This window comes from Paenibacillus koleovorans NBRC 103111, from assembly GCF_004000845.1.
GTDB classification, from domain to species: domain Bacteria; phylum Bacillota; class Bacilli; order Paenibacillales; family NBRC-103111; genus Paenibacillus_AA; species Paenibacillus_AA koleovorans.
On sequence record NZ_BIMA01000047.1, the window covers coordinates 1 to 21,560 of the forward strand.

General features: G+C 49.9%; 14 protein-coding genes. 3 read left to right on the forward strand and 11 right to left on the reverse strand.

Annotation, left to right across the window (positions count from 1 at the left end):
- Positions 1-250: 250 nt before the first annotated feature.
- The 3 genes from PKO02S_RS16720 (at position 251) to PKO02S_RS16730 (ending at position 4,806) form a co-directional block, all read left to right on the forward strand.
- Complete coding sequence (locus PKO02S_RS16720) at positions 251-2,320, forward strand: hypothetical protein (RefSeq protein ID WP_127584885.1); 2,070 nt, start codon at positions 251-253, stop codon at positions 2,318-2,320.
- Positions 2,321-2,677: 357 nt separating this feature from the next.
- On the forward strand, positions 2,678-3,808 hold the full coding sequence (locus PKO02S_RS16725) for a glycosyltransferase family 4 protein (RefSeq protein ID WP_127584887.1): 1,131 nt from the start codon (positions 2,678-2,680) through the stop codon (positions 3,806-3,808).
- A complete protein-coding gene (locus tag PKO02S_RS16730; protein ID WP_127584889.1) occupies positions 3,805-4,806 on the forward strand; it encodes a phosphotransferase in 1,002 nt (333 codons plus the stop codon). The genes PKO02S_RS16725 and PKO02S_RS16730 overlap by 4 nt, the downstream gene beginning before the upstream one ends.
- Before the next feature lie 242 nt (positions 4,807-5,048).
- On the opposite strand, the gene PKO02S_RS16735 is transcribed toward PKO02S_RS16730, so the two are convergent.
- From PKO02S_RS16735 to PKO02S_RS16785, 11 genes are all read right to left on the reverse strand, one after another.
- Positions 5,049-6,263, reverse strand: coding sequence for a glycoside hydrolase family 130 protein (locus PKO02S_RS16735; protein ID WP_127584891.1), 1,215 nt, complete (start codon positions 6,261-6,263; stop codon positions 5,049-5,051).
- Between the two features lie 31 nt (positions 6,264-6,294).
- Positions 6,295-7,680: an FAD-dependent oxidoreductase gene (locus PKO02S_RS16740; RefSeq protein WP_127584893.1), complete on the reverse strand. Its 1,386-nt coding sequence runs from the start codon at positions 7,678-7,680 to the stop codon at positions 6,295-6,297.
- 30 nt (positions 7,681-7,710) lie between these two features.
- A complete protein-coding gene (locus PKO02S_RS16745; protein WP_127584895.1) occupies positions 7,711-9,759 on the reverse strand; it encodes a DUF6259 domain-containing protein in 2,049 nt (682 codons plus the stop codon).
- A 19-nt stretch (positions 9,760-9,778) separates the two neighbouring features.
- Positions 9,779-11,089 (reverse strand): FAD-dependent oxidoreductase, encoded by a 1,311-nt coding sequence (locus PKO02S_RS16750; protein ID WP_164821498.1) that lies wholly within the window; start codon positions 11,087-11,089, stop codon positions 9,779-9,781.
- Positions 11,090-11,191: 102 nt separating this feature from the next.
- Positions 11,192-12,748, reverse strand: a complete 1,557-nt coding sequence (locus PKO02S_RS16755; protein WP_127584899.1) for an extracellular solute-binding protein — start codon at positions 12,746-12,748, stop codon at positions 11,192-11,194.
- Between the two features lie 73 nt (positions 12,749-12,821).
- Positions 12,822-13,703 (reverse strand): carbohydrate ABC transporter permease, encoded by an 882-nt coding sequence (locus PKO02S_RS16760; protein WP_127584901.1) that lies wholly within the window; start codon positions 13,701-13,703, stop codon positions 12,822-12,824.
- A 10-nt stretch (positions 13,704-13,713) separates the two neighbouring features.
- Complete coding sequence (locus PKO02S_RS16765; RefSeq protein ID WP_127584955.1) at positions 13,714-14,661, reverse strand: ABC transporter permease; 948 nt, start codon at positions 14,659-14,661, stop codon at positions 13,714-13,716.
- A 495-nt stretch (positions 14,662-15,156) separates the two neighbouring features.
- The gene (locus tag PKO02S_RS16770) at positions 15,157-16,959 is read right to left on the reverse strand and encodes a sensor histidine kinase (protein WP_164821499.1); all 1,803 of its coding nucleotides are present in this window, start codon (positions 16,957-16,959) and stop codon (positions 15,157-15,159) included.
- Between the two features lie 4 nt (positions 16,960-16,963).
- Positions 16,964-18,559: a response regulator gene (locus PKO02S_RS16775; RefSeq protein ID WP_127584905.1), complete on the reverse strand. Its 1,596-nt coding sequence runs from the start codon at positions 18,557-18,559 to the stop codon at positions 16,964-16,966.
- A gap of 40 nt (positions 18,560-18,599) precedes the next feature.
- A complete protein-coding gene (locus tag PKO02S_RS16780; RefSeq protein WP_164821500.1) occupies positions 18,600-19,265 on the reverse strand; it encodes an SGNH/GDSL hydrolase family protein in 666 nt (221 codons plus the stop codon).
- A 1,405-nt stretch (positions 19,266-20,670) separates the two neighbouring features.
- Positions 20,671-21,540 carry a carbohydrate ABC transporter permease gene (locus tag PKO02S_RS16785; protein WP_307720026.1) on the reverse strand — a complete coding sequence of 290 codons (870 nt, stop codon included), beginning with the start codon at positions 21,538-21,540 and terminating at the stop codon, positions 20,671-20,673.
- Positions 21,541-21,560: the final 20 nt, after the last annotated feature.

A 21,560-nucleotide genomic window follows, 5' to 3' on the forward strand; every position in this document is an offset into this window, starting at 1 on the left:
AGAAGCGAAGCGGTCGTCTTTGAAATCAGGGCCTACCCACAACCAACTTCAATCCAAGGGCCGTGCTTACAACAGCGGTCGGAACCCCTCTGCCTGTCCTCCCCACGCGTCAACTGAACTCTTTCGCCAGAGGACCATCCGGGTGATCTTACCGGATGGTTTTTCTTAATTTCCACCCCCCCATTGACAAAGACGAAGACGCCGCCATAATATGTAATTATCTTGTCATTATCATTTAGGAGGAGTTGTTATGATGGAGATTTCCCGCGTATTTCGACGATGCATCAGCTTGACTGTCCTGGTTGGCCTGCTATTGGCTGGAGGCCCCGCCGCGCTGGCCACCGGGAACCCTTGGTACGACAAGTATGTAACCTATGAAAGCACGAACGGCAGCAATTATTACGCATCCCCGGACTCAGCCTTGCTCGGCTGGTCGGAAAGCTACCTGCTTCGCAGCTATGTTCACCTGTACGAGCTGACCAAGGATACGGGGTGGCTGGACAAGTACACGACTCACGTCAATACGATGCTCAGCAACGTTTCCGATTCGGATGCGGATGGCTACGAAGGGTGGGAGACGGCCTTTTATTCGCCTAACACGGTTCTTAATGGCACCTTTGCTACAGCGGATGCTTCGGACTCGACGTTACCCGGCGGCTGGACCCGATTCCAATCGACCTCGAATACGGCATACCGCTCCAATGCCTCCGGCAATTACATGCCGTCCACATCGGATTGCGGCGGCGACCAGTACGGATTCGTTTTGAAAACGAACGGGACCTCCTGGCAAAAGCTCTATCGAAACCTCGATACTTACGAAGCCAACAAGAAATACAACCTCCGTTTCAACGCCAAAACGAACGGCTCCTCCGCCAAAGCTCGCGCTTACGTGTATGACAGCACTACGGGAACTACCCTTGCGAGCGTTGTTGTGGACAACACTTCATGGGCGAATTATACGCTAGATTTCGTCACCCCAAGCGCCGGACACACCCTTCAAATTTGGCTCTCCCACGTCGATTACACCGTATCTGGCGGCATTGCCTATTTCGATAACGTCGCAGTCTCTGCCTATTATCCTTATCTGGTCCATGACGGCATGATCGGCACAGCGCTAGCCGAATTCATCCGCCTGGTCGACCGCAATTCGACCACACTCTCCGCCTACACCACGGAAGCCAACACCTATCAGACCTTTGTGGAAGACGAGCTCGTTCCGAAATGGGAAAGCAGCGCCTATCTGGGCAACAATTGGGTAAACGTCTCCGCCACGCAGGGGTACTACAAAGAGCCGACTACCGTGAACACCTTCCAAACGCCTACCGTGCTAAACCCTTTGCCTAACAACCAATACCTCATCTTTGCGGAATTTCTCATGATTATGTACGATGTGAACGGGAACTCGAATTATCTCAGCAAGGCCATAAAAATGGCGGAATATTTCAAAACGGACCTTACCGCCAACGGAACCGCCTACAAATGGGGCTACTCCACGCTTGCCGCCAAGCTGGAAGACACTTCCCACGCGAATATCGACATCTCCGTTGCCGCTGAATTGTTCAATCATGGGCAAGTGTTCACGGGCACGGATATGAATAAATTCGCTTCCACAATGACCGATGTAGTGTGGAACGGATCGACCTCCACCCCGCTCATGCACAATTATGTGGACGGCACGCAGGGCACGCTTTGCCAAGACTATCTGTATTCTCTGGATATCCCCGGCTGGCTTCGGTTAGCTCAGTTCGATGCGGATGCATGGATCATTGGAGCCAATCAATACTCCGGCTTGACACCGCTTCGCCACCTGGAGGCTTTGACATTGGCCAGAATTATGGCATGGGATCCCGTCAAGCTTGTCAATCAGGGCTTCGAGCTGAAGAACGCTACGGATGCTACGCTTCCGGCCAGATGGACCCGGTTCCAATCCACCTCGTCAACCGCCTACCTGGATGGGGCCAACGCTAGAACAGGCAAGTATGGTCTGACGATCGTATCCAACGGGACCGGTTGGCAAAAAGTCGTGCAGCCCTGGAGCCGGTATACCGCCTCTTCCACTTACGTGGTGACTTTCGACGGGAAGACGGACGGCAGCGCTGCGGGCGGGAAAATATGGGTCGTCAACAAAACGACCGGCGCTACCATCACCAGCTATGCGTTTTCCAACACCTCTTGGGCGTCGCATTCCTTCACGTTTACCTCTCCATCTACTGCGAGCAATGAAGTGGAGATTTATCTGGGCCATAACAGCTATACCCCGGTCGGAGGGAAGGCTTACTTCGACAATGTGGTCATTAAGAAGCAGGGGGATGCTTGGTAGTATGGGTTTTACTGGTATTATTGGTTAAATTGGTTATATTGATAATTATGATTAGATGAAAGGCTCAAACCCCTAGCGACAGTCCCGGACTGCGCTGGGGGTTGAGTTGTGTGGGGAGCTTGGGAATTGCTTTTTGATTGGCTTATTTTGATGCGAGTCGATCAACGTACTCCTCTTTGGTCAGCCCAAACAATACCGAATCGCGATATCTTCCATTCGTATCGCTCATATTCCAAACCAACCCGGCTAAGCTGATCCTTTTTGGAACCAATGCCGTTCTTTTTTCCTTCAAATTTATCGTACCTTTCGCTGCGACGGTACATAAATATATTTGGAAGTCATCTAAGGAGGATGCTCATGGTCAGCAATAGCAGCCTGAAAGTATGGGTCATGACGAACGAATTTCATCCGAATATAGTCGGAGGATTAGGGATTGTCGCTACCCGTCTGAGCAAAATGCTGAGCAATGCCGGTGTGAAGGTCAAGGTGATATGTTCCGGCAGCTCTGGCAAACTAGTTAAATCAAAAGCGGGTGGAAATATGCATATCGTTAGGTTACCTAAAAATGTGCAACATTTTAATCATTCCACTCGCGCATTCAAAGCTAGTGCCGTATTAAGGGCAGCGGTAGGCGCAAGCTGGGGAAAACCGGATCTGATCCATGTCCATAGTGTTGACTTTGCCGATGCCGCCGCAGCAGCTAGAAACAAGTTTCGCGCACCCGTTGTATACACAGTACATTCCAACGTTTCCGGAGGGCCTCAGTCGAAGTCTGGAAAAAATCAGGCTAAATTAATTCGAGGAGCGACGAGGATCGTCGTTCCAAGCAGGTGGCAAGCGATTGCGACCAGGAAGAGGTACGGCGGCTCACAAGGCCGTTTTGTCGTCATTCCACACGGAGTGAACGCCGTTTCGATGCAAACGCGCGGTGCTCCCGAGCATTTGCTATATGTAGGCAGGATAATTCCATCAAAAGGCATAAAATCTTTAATCAAAGCCATCGCTTTACTATCCCATTCTCGTAAAAATGTTCGTTTGACCGTTGTCGGCAGCGGAAAAAAGAGTTATATGAACCATTTGCGCACATTTGCCAAGCAGCTTGGTGTATCAGAGCGTATCCGCTGGATGGGCAGCCGCCCGAACGAAGCGATACTGCGAATGTACCCTTCCTACGGCGCCGTGATTGTTCCGAGCGAAACGGAATCGTTCTGTCTTGTAGCCCTTGAGGCGATGGCGAGTGGGGTACCTCTTGTATCGACCTTGTCAGGCGGACTTAAGGAATTTGTAAATAATCGGAATGCACATGTTATTTCTTCTGTAAATGGCCCAACAATCGCAAGGGCGATTGCAGCTATGTGGAATAATAAGAAAATGACAAAGAAGCGGCTGATTTATGCAAAAGCAACCGCTTCCCGTTATAGATGGCACGAAATTGCTCAGCGTTACAGGTCGATGTTTTTAGGCTTGAAGAGAGTGAGGACAACGTGAGCAACAAGTCGATTTCCAATATCGCGAATCAGTTTGGGATCCATGTAATAGGGCAGAAGCAAATTCGTAAAGGGATATTCCGTGTCACGAACTCGGAGGGGCAAGCTTACAGCCTGAAACGAATGCCTAAGCCGCTTGCGAGACTGCGGTGGATCGATCGGATGCTTCTGAGTGTCCGGAATAAAGGGCTTCGCCTTGCCTGGCGCAGTCCGCAAACACCAATAGGGAGCAAGCTTTACGCGACATCTCCTGAAGGAGAGCTTTACGTGCTGACGCCTTGGATTGCGGGGAGAATGCCTTCCCCTCGTTCACTAAAAGACATGCGGACATGCGGCATCGCATTGGGCCGGCTTCATACCGCTGGGGGCGAAGGGATAAAAGGTCATTTCGCCTATAACCAGATTGGCGAATGGCCCCAAAAACTCCAGACAATGCAACGGAAATTGCAAAAAAGAATAGTGAAAGCAAACGGTAACGGCTTCGGCAGTATGACGATAAACCGTTTTGTCCAGCGCCATGGCCCGGAAATTTTACGGTATGCAAACGAGGCGAAGGCATTGCTGCGGAGCAGCGGATATTTTTCCTACCGCAAACATCCGCGCTCGCACGGCGTGCTGAGTCATGGCGACGGTGGACCGAGCAATTTTATTATGAACGCCAAAGGAACCTATCTCCTTGACTTCGAAACGCTGCATGTGGATTTGCGCGCCTACGATTTGTACCGGGTCATTTACAACTCATGCAAAGATCATCAGTGGAATTTTAAGATCGCAGAAGCTATTTTAAACGGTTACCGTCAAGTCGCAAAGCTGAGTAAAACCGATTATAAGTTAATTCGAATCTGGTTGCGGTTCCCGATTAGTACTTACCTGGTATTTTCCCCCAGTGAAAGATTCCCCTTAACGGAGAAATGGCTGAAATGGGCGCTATCGTCCGAAAGGAGGATAGGTCCGTTTTTGCAAAAGCTAGACAGCTATTCTGCGTCACATAGCTCTTAAGGCGCCGGCATGCTTTACAGTGCCGTCCCCGTGCCGGCGCGAGGGGCCATTTGCGGAATTTGAATAAGCGCACACGGACTTCCGCCAAGCCGGTCATATAGTATCGGGGAGGCTGTTCACGCTCCCCAACGACTACGAACTGAAGCTCGTCCGGGTACTTCAAGCGCGAAGAGGCATAGCTTCTCAATCCACCCATTCCGGCTCGTAATGCTACGGTGACTTTCTTCATCCTCGTCGTCCCCCTATCTCTTGTTGCCCCGAGCATCAAACTCGCGAACGTACGCCACCAGATCGGCGAAATTCACCCAGGAGATGCCGACCTTCTGGTCCGCCGCGCCATAGGACATGATCAGCTCATCGCCAACCACGATGCCCCCTGTCGTGAACAGGCATGGGGTTGGGTAGTCGGTGGGCAGTTCCCACTCCTGCCGGGCGTACATGAGCCGGTCCGGGCAGCGATGGGTCACCACCGGGAAGTCGTTCTCTTGCTCTTGGACAATGAGGAACGATTGCGTATAGCCGAAATAAATATCCTTTTTGCCATGATAGGCGACAAGCCATTCGCTCTCGGATACCCGCAGCGGCGCCCAGCTTGCCCCTATCTTATGCTCTTCCCAATCGAAGATGCCGGTGGCCAGCAGTTGGTGCCGCGCCTCAGGACCGGCCAGTCCCTCGAGTGTGTCCGCCGCCGCCATATAGATCGACGGGTGAATCTCCTCCCCGCCAGGGAACGGCTTCGGGTTCATCGGACGATGAAGCGCCACGTACATCAGCCTTCCGCCCATCTTCATTTTCTCCGGAAACAAGAATACATCGCGATTGTCGCTAACATAACCGTCCGTAAGCGGACACACATACGCAAACGCCTCTTTATAGCGGCGCTGCTTCAGCTTGGCCAGATCCAGCCTGTACAGAACCGTCACCGTATTATTGGTGCGACACACGTCATAGAAGGGACCCTCGCCCTTCTCTACCCACTCCGGTACATAATCGTACCGGGTTATGACGGGAGGGTCCTGGTCCTCCATCCAATACGGACCCGGAGGGAACATGCGGCAGGCTACAGATACGTAGAGCTCCCCATCGATCGGGAAAATCCGCGGGTCTTCGATACAGCCGTTCGAATAATCTCTCACTTGCCGGCCATTGACATCTTGAATCCATATGTCCTCATCCTCCGAGTTCAGCGCCGGCGTCAAAGCCGGACGAGAGAAATCCGCATCCCACGTCTCACCGTTATCCTCGCTGGTCGCATAACCAAGGAAGATCGGATACGGAGGCAATTTTCCCTCCGCTTGTTTCTGCGGCCACGGCCCAGTTGCTCGGAACAGCATATGAAGCGTGTCCGTTTCCGGGTCCTGCACGATGGCGGGGTTGAGTACCATCTTGCTCGCCCAATCGCAACCTTCGACCGGCACTAAAACAGGCTCTGGCGAATAACGAAAGTTCGGTTTCATAGCAATATGTTCGCCTCTTCCCTTCAATCAATTAAATTTCCAAATACGCGCCTTGTTTCTTCAACTCCGCGTGAAGCTCCGCAATGGATATTTCGTCGGTAGGCTTATCGCCAAGCGCCGCCAGCGCCGCAGCGACACCGCCGCCGTGCCCGATCGCACCGGCGATCGGCGTGACGCGAATGCCTCCCTGCGCCTCGAACGTGGTCGAAATACATCGGCCCACCGTGACCAGGTTGCGGACTTTATCGTTGATCAGACAACGATAGGGGATGCTGTACGTTTCGCCCGACTTCAGATGTTTGATCTCCTGATTTCTTTTCCTGAAATGCTCTTCTTTCTCGCCCTTCGGCGGATGAATGTCGATCGGATACCCGCCATGGGCGATGACATCGTCGAATGTACGGCATTCCACCAAATCGTCCAGCGTAAGGGTGTACAAGCCTTTAATTTGTCTGGAGCTGCGAACGCCGACCGATGGTCCCGACGAGACGACGATCGAATTTTCGAAACCGACAATTTTATGCTTCAGGAACGTCTCCAGCTCTTTCACATGTCTGCGACCTACGACCTCCGCTTCGCTCAAGCTCCACGGATCCGTGCTGTCGTAGCCCAATATCCGGGAGGTGTTCACGATCACTTCGCCCGGGTTATTCGTCTCGAAGAACAACAGATCGTCGCGAACGCCGGTCAGCTCCCCGCTGTCCATCGCTTTTTTCATCTCGTTCACGAAGCCGCCGATGGACAACCGTTCCGCCCTCAGCACGCGTTCCATGTCTTCTTCCGTCGGCAGTCTCGGGAAATCCTCCGGATGCGTCCGGATATACTCCTTCACACGAGGGATATCAACGCCTCGAACCTTCATGTTCATCGTCATTGGCTGTGTAGCGCCGTCGGTCTCCCGACCCTTATTGAACTCCACGCCGGCCCATGCCGACAAATCGGCGTCACCGGAGGCGTCGACGAACACTTTGCCGACAATTTCGGTTATCCCCGCCTTGTTGACCACCTTGACGCTTCGAATCCTACCGTCCGCTACACTAGCTTCCGCCAGCATCGTATGGTACAGCAGCCGACCCCCGGCCTCGGTAAACATCACGTCCAGCTCATGCTTCATCCCTTCCGCATCGAACGGCGTGACCGTGTACGTGTAACCCGTAGTATCCTCGATATGGCCGGGCGATTTGCCTCTCGCCTTCAGCCGGTCGATCAACTCGCCGGTCAAGCCTTGCACCACCTGAGTTTCACCCGAATGAAACGTCATCATCGGGCCTACGCCGGCAGCGGTCAGCATACCGCCGAGAAAGCCGTATTGCTCGATAAGCAGCGTCTTGGCTCCGCATCGAGCCGAAGCGACGGCCGCAACGGTGCCGGCAATGCCGCCCCCTACGACCACGACATCAAACTGATTGGTTGTCATGTCTACTCTCCTCCTCTCCCCTTAACCCGCTTAAACCGCTGCCGTTCCGACCAACTCTACTACTTGGAAGCTCTTAGCCGGAACATCCACCTTACATCCTTCAATCGTCACAGCTTGATCGTTCGTATCGAAGTTAAAAGCTACACATTTCTCGTTCCCATTACGGTCCGTCCAGAGCGTAGCCATTACTTTTGGATACTGCTTGGCATGCAGCCCTCCCTGCATCGGCCAGCTTACTTCCCTCGTTTCACAAGCATAAAATGGGATCGCCTTCAGCTTGCCGTACAAAATCAAGTCCTTGTATTGCTGATAGAAGCTTACCCCTCGCTTCATGACGGCAAAATAGTCCTCAGCCTTTTCACTATTGATTTCGGCCAGATCGATGCCCTCGACGGTCGGCAACAAACCCCACAAAATATTGCGAATAAAGTTCAATTCAAACACGTCAAGCGAGTATCTGAATTTGACTAAGGAGCCGTAGCTCAAAGCGTAATCCCCATAAATCATGGTGAACAGAGGCACGGATTCGCAATTCTCCACCCCAGCCAATTCCGGGAACGCGATGTTTTGCAGGTTGGTATCCAAAGTCAGGAACACGTCGAATAGATCGACATAAATTTCACAGCACGATTCCGTCGTAATGATCATATCCGCGCCGACCGTTTTACGTATCAGGTGCAGCATCTCATGATAAGAGTCGTTCCACCACGTACCGCCTCCTACCGGATGCGAATGCGTTTTATCAAAACAAAGCGTGGAATTGAACGAAGCGATCTGGTCCAAATAAATTCCGTCAAACTTCGTATCCAGCATAAGCTCTTTGCAGAGCGCATTCACTCTTTGCTGCCACATGGCCGTTGTCGGACACATCGGCTTCAGGTTGTTGTCCTTCCACGGTTCTTCGAATAGATTGCCTTGCTGATCCTTCAAAGCGTAGGCGACGGCATTTTCAGATTTCCAGCTGTCAATATTCGTGTCCCACATCCGTGCGTTGATATAAGGGATTTTGGTGATGCCTTCTTCCGTAAACTTCTCGTTCCATGCGGTCAGCTGTTCCGGCCAGCCCTTGTCCCGGAGCTCCTGGGAAATATAGTCGGGATAGTCCACATCATGTTCGCCCATATGCCAGCCGTACCAATGCAAAGCCAGATTGGCACCGGTTTTATCCCTTATTAGTTTGGCGGTGTCGAAATATTCCTGCGTGTTTTTCCCAAGCTCGAAGCTGTTATGGTTGATTCTCCACAAATCCGTCTTCACAAGCTTTTCCGGCAAATATTTGTCCACTAGCTTCGTTTTGCACCACTTTTGCTGAATCGCCCATTCCCTGTACATCCCAGCCGCAGTCTGCCAATCTCCCTCAAAAAAGCTGAGCACAGACGGATAAGGCATTTGATAGGACTTCAGCGTCCCCATATGCTCCGGGTAGTTGGTCATTTTATAATCAAAGCCATTATTCCGCTCGTTGTAGTAATAGCCGGTCGTCTTGATATACACATCACTATCCTCGGTCGCAAAATAATAGCCGAATTTACCCGTACTATAATAGGAAGAGAATTGGTAGGAAAACTGGGAAGGATATTCATTTTCATATTTCAGGACCCCCCTGCCCCACCAGAATGGAATTTCCTCTTCTTTACTCAGCAAAGTCTGAATCGGATTCTTGACAATCAGGCCGTTCTGCCAGGGCAACAGCAGGTAATCGTCAGCAGCTTCACCGGTTATGGAGGTCATGGTACCGATAATCGGGAATTCTACTTTGTTGAAGTTAGCTTGTTCCAACAGGACATTTACGGCAATGTCCCAATTGCTCTTCGAGCCGCTCATATTCACATTGACTTGGACTTGGATGGCTTCGCTCGACCAGGAGAGGACCAAATCCGTTCCATTCAGCGAATAGGAAAATTCCGTTGTATCAGCCGGCTCAATGAACTGAAAGTCATCCCCGGAAACCGTTTCCACCCGCCAAAGAATGCTGTCCAGCTCCACAACATGATCCTTATAAACGGCCCGTTTCAAATATCCTGTGTTCTCATCAAAAAACAGACTCGTGCCGCTATCTTTCAACTCTATATGGCCCATCTCCGCTACCACCTTTATCTTATAAATTGACGCCCGTTATTAACGCACCATCTTCCGCAAGCTTGTTCCTTAACGCAACAACATCCACTTCGCAAACATTGGAGTCGCCCTGGATCGCCATAGCTGCGGCCGTACCGGCAGCCTGCCCCATCGCGATACAGCTGGCCATAATTCGTATAGCGGCATGCGCTTCATGCGTAGAAGAAACGCATTTTCCCGCCACTAGCAGATTGGTAACCGCACTCGAATATAAGGCTCGATAAGGGATGTCGTTCCATCCGCCCTTCGGGTACGTGATCGTTTTTTGGGCGCTTCCGTATCCAATCCCAGACCCCTTCGGGTTGTGTATATCGATAAACCAGGAATTGCAGCCAATTCCATCGTCAAATTTCCTGCCCTCGACCACATCGTCTTCAGTCACAATGTAATCGCCCTTGAGTCTTCTCGTTTCACGCACGCCTAACAAAGGGGCAATCGAGATGATTTGGATATGCTCGCAACCTGGAACGTTTTCTCTCAGCAGCTTGATATAAACTAAAATTTTCTTTCTTCCTTCTAAATAAGCTTTGGATAAGTCGCTGGCCTTGGTGCCGTCTATCCCTACGATTCTCGGGCAATTGAAGGCAAGCTCGTTAGGACGGTTGATCAACGGATAATTCTGAAAGCTTTTCGTATCTAAAATTTCAAACCCGGTCCGTTCCGAATATTCCTTAATGGCTTGCATAAACGTTTCTTTTCCCTCTACCGAAGTCAGGTAGCCTCTTGCTGCAGGAACATCGATATTGCCGGCAATAAATCGCAAGCTTACCGCCTGGGTCAAGCCGTCGCTCTCGCGCCCGAACATAGTGGGACTGCCAGCCCGATAGGCTACATCCGCATCTCCTGTGGCATCGATGTACACATTCGCCTTGAATCTGGTAACCCCTGATTTGTTCGCTCCGATCAAACCTATGATTTGCTCCCCTTGCCGTTCGACATCATAGATGAAGGTGTGGAACAGCACTTGGACACCGCGACTCATCAACAATTCGTCCAGTACGCATTTGATAATTTCAGGGTTGAAATTGAATTCCATGCCTTCATAGAACTGACTCAGATCCATAATTTTGTCCAGATTTCCGGCTACTACTTTTTTCCCGTCATACGTGAAGACGCCGTTCTTCATCATGGGCGTTACGAGTCCTGCGGTGGCCACGCCTCCCAAGCAGCTGGTCTGCTCCAGCAGCAGCACTTCGGCACCGCCTTCGGCAGCCGAGATCGCTGCGGATACCCCGGCCATACCTCCGCCAACGACGATGACATCTTTTTTTATCGTTTCAGCCACAACCATTTTTACCGCGCTCCTTACTCTCATCCGATTTCTGCAAAAAGAAAAACAGGCTGTAGGCATAGGAATATGACAACAGCCTGTTTAGTCGTTCAGAAGAAACGTTTATTTTTTGTAGGTAGCGTACCAGCCGTCCACTTCTTTGACGCTGTCGTCGCCGCCGGAAGTTTTGTACTGCTGGATAAAGGCATCCAGTCCGTTGATTCCTCCATCTGTGATAATCGCTTTGATCATAAAGTCATTGATCATCGTGATCAGCTTCTGATTGTTTTGCGAGTAGACCGTCTGGGCCGGAGGGATGTATCCCATCAGATCCGGGAACTTCAGCTTATCCGCAATGTCGTTATTCATCTTCGTATAAGCGTCGAACAATCTGGCATCTTTCCTTACCCGTGCCTGCCAGTAGATCGGGTACAATTTCTCATCATAGCCCGACATGTACTTGCCGGCCCAGTTGCGATCGTCGTTGAACTTCGGAAGAATCGGGCTGTAAGCGCCGTCTTTAGCAGTGAAATGAACGCCCTCTTCTCCGATCGCCAAATTCTTGTGGATGTCCTTGTCCAATTTGGCATTGATCCACTTTACAACCGCTTCCTGATTTTTGGAGCTCTTCGGCACATAGGTGAGCGTATCGAATCCGGCGCTACGGCCTAACCCCGCTTTCCCCCCAGGACCTGTCAACGGCTGGATAAAGGCGATTTTGGCGTCCGGCTGATTTTTGACCAAGGCATCCGTAATCGTCGGAACCTCCGCCCAGTTCATCGGGATGACGCCGACTTTGCCGCTAGTGAATTTTTCTTTCAGATTCGCATCCTTGTTGATCGCAAATTCCTTGTCCAGCAATCCGTCTTTATATAGGGTCACGGCGAAGCTCAGGTACGATTTGAAGTTCGAGTCCAAAGGACGAGGGACGAGCTTGCCGCTCGACTCGTTCCAGCCGTTCGGCATCCCGAAGGCGCCGATCAGGTTCACGGTATTGATGCCCATCGTATCGGCGTTCGAGCCGTTCACGGAGAACGGTATCGTGCCGGCACCGCCAGGAGCTTTTTCCTTGAACGCTTTCAGGACGGCTACGAATTCGTCTGTCGTCGTAGGCATTTTCAAGCCGAGCTTGTCCAGCCAATCCTGCCGAATCGCCAGCGTATTGTTGACTACCGAGATCGACGGATTCGGGATCGCATAAATTTTGTTGTCTACCTTCAAGGCGTCCAGCGTCCCTTGCGACATCGCAGCCTTAATGTTAGGACCGTATTTGTCAATCAGAGGGGTTAGGTCGACTAACGCTCCCCTTCTTGCATACTCGACGAACAAGCTGCGGAACACGCTGGAGCCGGCGGTATTGATGTAATCGTAGGCTTCTCCCGATGCCATGATCAGGTTCAGCTTATCTTCGGGTTTGTCGGCAGGAAGCATATCATAAGTGACTTTGTACCCCGTCTTTTCCTCCAACATCTTCGCAACCGGATACGTATTCAGATCGGTATTAGCCGTATAAGTCAACAAAGCTTTCAGATTCGGTTTCGGAGCATTTTTGTCTTCGGTTGGCGCTGGAGTAGGCGTAGCACTAGCGCTAGAACCAGGCGTCTCTTCTTTTCCGCCGCATCCCACTACGGACACGGTCATAAGCAGAGCGAGCGCACTAACAACTAATTTTTTGTTCATCTTTGTCCTCCCTATTGTTTCTTTATTTATTTAGACCTTGACCCCCGATTTCAAGTACAAGGTTAAATACAGCTTAGCCTTTGACCGATCCGATCATAATGCCTTTGATAAAATGACGCTGCAGCAGCGGATATACGAGCAGAATCGGCACGGTGGACGCAATGATCGTGGCCGCCCGGACCCCGTCCGGCGTGACATTCATCAGCTCATCCGCACTTTTCATCACTCCGGCAGCATTGCTGTCCATCACGATCGCTACATCTCGCAGATAGAGCTGCAGAGGCTTCAGCTCCTGACTGTTGATATAGAGCAGAGGATTGATATAGTCGTTCCAGTAGCTGACGGCATAGAACAGGCACACGGTGGCGATGACCGGCTTGGAGATCGGGATGATGATGCGGAACAAGATGGTCAAGTTCGATGCCCCGTCCAGACTCGCGGACTCTTCCAGGCTGGGCGGAACGTTTTCATAGTACGTTTTGATCAGCAGCAGATTGAATACGTTCACCAAACTGGGAAGGATCAGAGCGCCCAAGGAATCCATCAATCCGAGCGAGCGGATCAGCAAGTAATTGGGGATCATTCCTCCGTTGAACAGCATGGAGAAGACAAACAGGATCAGGACTAGTTTTATCCCAGGGATGTTCTTTTTAGACAGCGGGTAAGCCGTTAAGGAAGTCAGCACAATCGCTGTGAACGTCCCGACGACCGTGACAATGATTGATACGAGAAACGAATCCTGAAACTGACTGGAGGTAACGACGAACTTCATCGTGTCCAGCTGGAAGTCGATCGGGTAGATGCCTACCTTGCCTGATATAACGGCCCATTCCGCACTCACCGCTTTCGAGAAAACGTTTAGGAAAGGAAATAGCGTAGTAATCGCTAACAAAATCAAGAACACATAAACGAATGTATCTAAACAAATGTCTCCAAACGTTTTTCTTCTGACCATAGTACCGCCCCTACCAGATGCTTTTTTGTGTGAGCTTTTGACATACTTTGTTGCCCGTTACGACTAAGGCGAAGCCGACCACGGAGTTGAACAACCCAACCGCCGTACTGAACGAATAGTCCATCGTCCCGAGCCCTATTCGATATACGTAGGTGCCGATAACATCAGCGGTTTCATACACGACCGAGTTGTACATGACCAGGATCTGCTCGGTGCCGGCTTCCAGCACATAGCCCAGCCTGAGAATCAGCATAAGCACTATCGTAGAGGCTATCGATGGCAAGGTGATGTGGATGATCTGATTGATCCGACCAGCCCCGTCAATATCGGCCGCTTCGTACAGGTCTTGATCGATTCCCGCAATGGCGGCGATGAATACGACTGCATTCCAACCCACTTCCTTCCAGCCGGCCGAGAACACCAGCACGCTCCGGAACCAATCGTTATCAATCAAGAAGGAAATCGGTTCGCCTCCGAGCGACTCTATGATGCGATTCACAATCCCGGATGACGGCGACAAAATATTTACAAACAATCCTCCGATGATGACCCAAGACAGGAAATGCGGAAGATAGATTATGGTCTGCACCACGCGTTTGAAGAAAATTTTCCGGACCTCGTTTAACACGATCGCTACGAAGATGGGGAGAGGAAACAGGATGACGATTTTGTAGACGCTGATTAGCACCGTGTTTTTGAGTACTCGGAAGAACTCGTTGGATGAAACCAATTTCTCGAAGTTGTCCAAGCCGACCCATGGGCTGCTGCCGATTCCGTCGAATATATTGAAATCCTTGAAGGCGATCAGGATTCCGTACAAGGGGACGTATTTGAAGAGGAGCAAATGAAGCAAGCCGGGCAATAAAATCAAATACATGCTCATATGGGCTTTCCACTGGTTTCGTTTTCGTTTCCTAATCGGCGTATTAGGAATATTCGCTATGGAGTGTTCGGTCATGTCCATTTTGTAAGCGCCTCCTTCTATGTGTTTATTTTACTGGAGACCGGAAATGAAACATATACGATAAAAATTCGAAATTCGCTAATAATATTCAATTTGTCGGCAGAAAGAGAAAAACCATCAGGGCTTTGATCACCCTGATGGTCCATTGTCGTTGGCGCACCGTTAGGCGCGCGGGGAGGGCAGGCTTCTCCTTTTTTTGGGGTGGGGTTAGTACGAGAAGGCGGCAACTTAGCCGCCGCCTAGTAGACTTATGGTTACTTGTAGGATGAGCTAATCGGTTGCAGGATACGGTAGGGCTGGTAAGAGCGGCAATTAAGACGGGAGTTAGTAAAAAATTTGCACTAACTCGCTTGGAAACCGCAGCTAGTGCGGGAGTTAGTAAATTTGTTTTACTAACTCGCTTGGAACACGCAGTTGATGCGGGAGTTAGTAAAGTTTTTTTACTAACTCGGCCGGAAGTAGCCACTTGAGTGGGAGCAAGTCCATTTTTCAGCGCTCATACTGGATAGCCGGGATCTTGATTTCCACGACTGTCCCGACCGACTTCTCACTCTTGATTGTTAATCCATAGTCCTCGCCGTAGTTCATCATAAGCCGTTTGTTCACATTCAGGATGCCGAAGCCATGACCATTCGTTCGCGGCTCATCGGACAATATTTTCATCAGCTGCTCCGGCTCCATCCCTACCCCATCATCCTCAACAGTCAGCAGCAGACCGGGGTCCTCCAGACGACCGCTTATTTTGATTTTGCCGGTCTGATCATCCTTTTCCATGATGCCGTGCAAGATCGCGTTTTCCACGATAGGCTGCAAAATCAGCTTGAAGATGGAGTAGCCCAGAATGCGGCTATCGATGTCCAGCTCCAGCTGAATGACGTTATCGAAGCGCTGATTCTGAATTTTAATATACGTTTCAATATGGGCCAGTTCATCCGCAATTGAGATAATATCCTTCCCATTGCTCAAGCTTAATCGGTAAAATCTCGCTAACAGGTTGATCAAGTTTGTAATATCATCCGCTTTGTATTTAACCGCTTGACATGTGACCAGCTCCAGCGTATTGTACAGAAAATGCGGATTAATCTGAGCCTGCAAAGCCCGCAGCTCCGCGTTTTTCGATTCTTTTTCGATTCGGATTTTCTCGTCAACCAGATCTTCGATCTTCAGGAGCATGTTGCTGAACCGTTCTTCCAGCACCCCGATTTCATCTTTGCCGCTAATCGTTACTTTGACCGACAAATCCCCCGTCTCCGCTACTTTCATGACCTTCATCAGCCTCAGCAACCGTTTCACCATGGATCCCGATATCAACAAGGCAAGCAAATAACCGATGACGCCAATGATGAGCATGAGTACGAAGGTATAGTTTCTCAACTCGTTATTGGCGCTCAGAAGAGTGGACATAGGCATGACCGCATACAGCTTCCAGTCCGAAAAGGGTACATCCACGCTTGCCGTCATCACATCTTCGTTATTCAGTCTCGTTTTTTGCCAAAGCTCGTCTTCCCCCGCCGGAATTGGCATGTTCCCTATATCTTTGTACTTTTCATTCGCCATCGTATGATCCGAGCTTGTAATGATCTGGTTATGCGAATTGGCGAGCAGGATGAAGCTGCTTTTCGCCAGGGTAGAGTTCGTTACGATCTGCGTAATATCCCTTAGTAGAATATCCACACTTACGAGCCCGATAAACTCGCCATATAAGTTCGGGTTATTGACCACTCGTATGGCCGAGATGATTTCCTGATTGTCGTTGATGCCTGCATACTTGAAGGAATATGGGGATGTGATATAGATTTGCCCGTTGCGCTCGGCTGCATTTGTGTAAAAAACGGAATCCTGGATCGATTTATAGTTGAAAAAGTTAATGGACTCGTTGGAGTAGATGGTAGGCTCTTTCATGTAAAGCCGGATTCGGTATATACTTTGTTCGGTCTGGATCCGGGTGAAATAGTCGCTCAGGAAAACAGAATCATCGTATTGCGTATTCAAATCATACTTCTTGGGATCGCGGAGCAGGATGTCTTGAACGTTTTTGTTGGAAAACACCATATTCGAAGATCGGACCGCGCTTTGCAGCGAATAACTAAGCGTGCTCTTCAACTGATCCAGCGATTGCGAGGAAATATCCAGCATTTTATCGCTAAGAATGACGGAGCTTCGGTTGTAGGTCAAGAAGGCCAGGATGCCGAGCGGAATGACGATCAGGACCAAATAGGACAGCAACAGCTTTTGCTTCATATTCATGTCCTTCAAGAAGGCGTTGAACATTCGGGTTACCAAAACCTTCATACCGCTATTTCCTCCTGTACTCCGACGGATACGTCCCCACAACCTTGTTAAACACAGAAGCGAAATAATTGGCATTGTTGTAGCCTAACATTTCGGCGATCTCATTGATTCTTAGGTGCCCGTCCTTCAGCAGCTCCTTCGCCCTCTCCATCCGGATGCTCTCGATGTATTCGCTTAATGTTGTTCCGGTTTCTTTTTTGAAAAGAGTGGATAGATAGGTGGAACGGATGTCCAGATAAGCTGCAATTTCGACTACAGAAATAGCCTCCGCGTAATGCTCGCGTATATACTCAATCGCCATTTTGACCTTCAGGCTTTTTCCCTTTTGCTCCTGCGTATGGGCGAACAACACTTCCAGCTTGTCGATGATGAAGGCAGCGATCTCATCCATCGTGTAACTATTCAAGAGCTCCGCCCATTGCACCTCCATGTCTTTCCACTTGATACCGATAGCCATATTGTTTTCTTTCGCGATGGAGATGACTTTCAGCATGATTTGCAGGAATATGCCTTTTACCGTAGTGATGCTATATTCGTCGGCTTTTTCCTTAAAGATTCTTACAAGCCCTTGGACAAGCTCCACTGCGGCTGCTTTGTCGGCATCGTTGTAACAGGCGGTCAGCTTTTGCACAATCTCGTCGGAATGGAATTCTTGGTTGGCCTGTGCTTGCTCATCGTAGAAAATAATTCCCCCGTATTCCAGCAAGAAGCTTTTCTCCAGTGCTTTCTGAGCGTTCTGATAAGATTTATAAACATGCTCGACCCCTCTGACCGCAACCCCGACTCCGGCCGTTACAGTCCCCTCGAACGCATAGAGCTGATTATTTTCAGCCTGGATCAATTGGATCACGCGCTTCAAGATGGCTGAATGCTCAGCCGTTTTGCCGAACACGTGGATGATGACATGCGTACGGTCCATCACCCCGGCCATACAGGAAATCGAGTTTTCTTCGAATTTCTTATAGATCAGGCTCAGCGTTTTCTCATTGCAAAAATGATCGCTGCCCTCTCCCGTTGAGAGCTTGTGAAAATTGTATTTCAACACCAAACACCGGAAGTTGTCATGCAGCTGGACACCGACCACAATATCGTCGAACCGTTTTTTCAACTCCGCTTGGTCTACATTTTTTCGAATGATCGCAAGCGATAGCTCCTGTTGGAGCAGCACCAAGCTCTGCTCGAGCTTATTGTGGATCCAGCTGTCTTTGAGCTTTTTGTTTTTTTCCGCCATACACTCGCTCGCCGATTTCTGCAGAACCGTGAACAGCTCGTTCAGATCGATCGGCTTCTCGATATAGTCCACGGCTTTCAGCTGGATGGCCGATTTCAGGTACTCCTTGTCGGTGTAACCGCTTAGAAAAATGATTTTACAGTCCGGGTTTAGTTTGAGGATCTCGGTTGCGCTTTCAATCCCGTTCATTTTGGGCATGCGCACATCCATCAGAATCAGATCCGGCTTGTGGGATTTGGCGAGCTCCAGTCCTTCGATGCCGTCCTTTGCTTCACCCAGTACCTGAATTTTGAGCTTGCTCCAGTCCATGCCCTCGATCAGCTTTTCTCTTGTGGCCCGCTCGTCATCCACAATAATGAGTTTTAGCATGTCAACCTCCCGAACTGAAAAAGTGCTTACAGCTTATAACCTAAGGATACACCTTCGCCAAAAAATCGCCAATTTCCCGGGCATAAACGTTCGAGCCTGCAATCGAGGGATGAACCCCGTCATCCGTGTTGGCCTCATTTTGCATGGAGCGCAGGAATTCATACTTGTCGTAGCCGGCGCAAGCTTGATGCATGTCCACTAGATCGACTTGTTTGGCCGCTGCTGTATCCCTCACCACTTGGATATATTGCTCCAGCCAGGCCTCGGCTCCACCTACGTTGGCATAGTAGCTTTCCGGGTGTCGGCGGTAGTAGTACAGCTTGGCATCCCCTTCGATCATGTAATTCGTCGTCACCAGAATGGGGGTCGCCTGTTGATTTCGGATTTCGTCGATCATCGTGGATAGGTTGGACTGGAAAGTACTTATGGGCACCTTTGGGATGTCCAGCTCGGTCATCACGTGGTCGTTCATGGCAAAATTGATCAGGACAAAGTCAGGCTGATGCGCCAGCACATCCGTCTGCAGCCTTTCCAATCCTTGGGAGCTAGTATTCCCGCCGATTCCCGCGTTGATGCCATTCAGCTGGAAACGAGCTATTATTTGGTTCACCCATTTATGCTCGTCCGGCACCCATTGTCCGAACGTTATGCTATCGCCGAACATGACAACTTTCGATCCTCTAAAGCTCTTTTTTTGCGTGGTCATTTCTGTGTCAGCACCTCTCGTTTGATTGTAAAGCAGTAAAATTCGGTGCGGGTGATGGGATTCCTCTTTTATCGACAAGGAGCGGGGAGAACTGCTACTGGCATAAGAGGACCTGACCGGGTGAAAGACCGGTAGGTCCTGTGGAATTCGCATTTTGTCGGTGCTTCGGGAGGGCAAGTTGCTGCTCCAACTCATCCCACTATGAGCTTAGCACAAGCCTAATCTTCAACAAGCTAATAAAATTCGAAAAGGTTCAATAATATTCGATTTGTGAGGGAGATTCAATTGCAATGGATCATTCGTGCATCCTAACTCACCAAACAAATTTTGTTGGATAGCTTGGCTTGGAACGACCGGTTTACCACGTTATCCTACAATTCTAGTTGGATAGCACGTTCGGAGCGACCGTTCCTAACACGTTATCCTACAATTTTTGTCGGATAGCATACATGAGGCAACCATTCAGTCTCGTTATCCTACAATTCTTGTTGGATAGCTTGTCAAAAAAAAGGAGGAAGTCGCACACACCCACTACCCCCGAGTCATCCCCCGACTTAAGAAGGATTGAATCTCTTTTGGAGTTTATCCACGACCCGTTATCTCCATCGTCAATCCTTCCGGCGGGCGACGTGGAGTAAGGCGCCCCAGTGGCGGCGAAACGATTTATCTTGACGGCAATTCAGGCGGGATCGGATTTCGTTAAAGAGCTTGGCTCTTTTCCATTCCTCCATAAGGATGTGCCTGGAGAAGGTTTCGAGGAGAGTAATGTACTCTTCAAAATGATAATACGTTCCCAATCAAAATGTCGTACATGAACAATCTCAAACAACCCGCTTTCCTCAATCCACCAAGAAGAGCAAATTTTCACCGTTTCCTCCCGCCGTCCACTTCAGCTGGAAGCTATGTTGCCGCATTAGCGGCATGGAAGCGAAGTATATAATCTGTGAACCAAATTTCCGTCGATTGGGGGCAACACGGGGATTTATGAACCTAAGTTCACTGTTCAGGAAGCTGGCTTCTTGAACAGTGAACTTAGGTTCATAGTTTAACGCATTCGGAGCTTGCTAACGAAATTCGGTTCATAAGTAATGAACATTAGGTCATACAGCTGTCCCGCGCCTTCACCACGGCCCACCTCGCCTACCACCGCCGTCCGCGCGTAATAAGGCTATCAATTACTTGCTACTCTGACAAAAAACCATACCTAATCGAGCATATTCTGAGTACCAACTTACTCGAGTAGAGTACCCTTTTTCGCCAAATGGTGCTACACTCCCCCCATCTGGATACTCACGTAAACAGCTCGCGAATCCGGCAACGCAATGAAGCCCGGCTCCCACCGCCATCGGCTGTGATCATGAACAAAAAAACGCCCCCAATAGGACGTTTCTCCATGCGCTTTCGGCTACTCTTTGACAGAGCCAAGCGTAGCACCTTGAATGAAATATTTTTGCAAATAAGGATACACCAAAATAATCGGGAGCGCCGAGAACATAATGACGGCCGCTTGCAATGTTTCCGGATTATAGGGGAGCACAACATTCGGCACGGAGCCCATAATGGTGTCCTGATTGACGATGTATTCTCTTATTTTGATTTGCAGCGGATATAATTTGGGATTCTGGATAAAAAGCAAGGCATGGTAAAAAATATTCCAGTACATCACGGCATAAAACAGACCAACTGTTGCCAGAACCGGCTTGGATAAAGGCAATACGATACTGATAAGGGTTCGAGCATCATGACAGCCGTCCATCTTGGCTGCCTCCCCGATTTCTTTCGGCAGTTGTTGAAAGAACGTTCTGACAATAATCAAATTAAAGGCAGAGATACCGCTCGGAATAATTAAGGCCCAGATGCTGTCGAGCATCCCAAGCCCTTTTATCGTTAGAAAATAGGGAATCATCGGGGGCTGAAAAATCATTGTAAATACAATCCCAAGCATAACATACTTGCGAATCAGAAACTCAGTCCTCGACAATGAATATGCCAGCATCACCGTAATCCACATGCTGAACAGCGTTCCGGCCGCCGTCACAAACACGTTGACGCCGAGCGCTCTCCACAGATCCACTTTCGCGAGGATCACCTTGTAAGAGGCCAGAGTAAAATCAACCGGCCAAAAGGACACATGCCTTCCCTCAACCTGAAAGGGTGAGCTTAACGATATGGAGGCAACATGGACGAGAGGCAGAAACATCGTTAGTGAAACCGCTAGCAGGACGATATAATTAAAGCGCTGAAACAGCGCTTCACCGACAGATTTTTTCAACATAGCGTTCCCTTTCTGTGCTC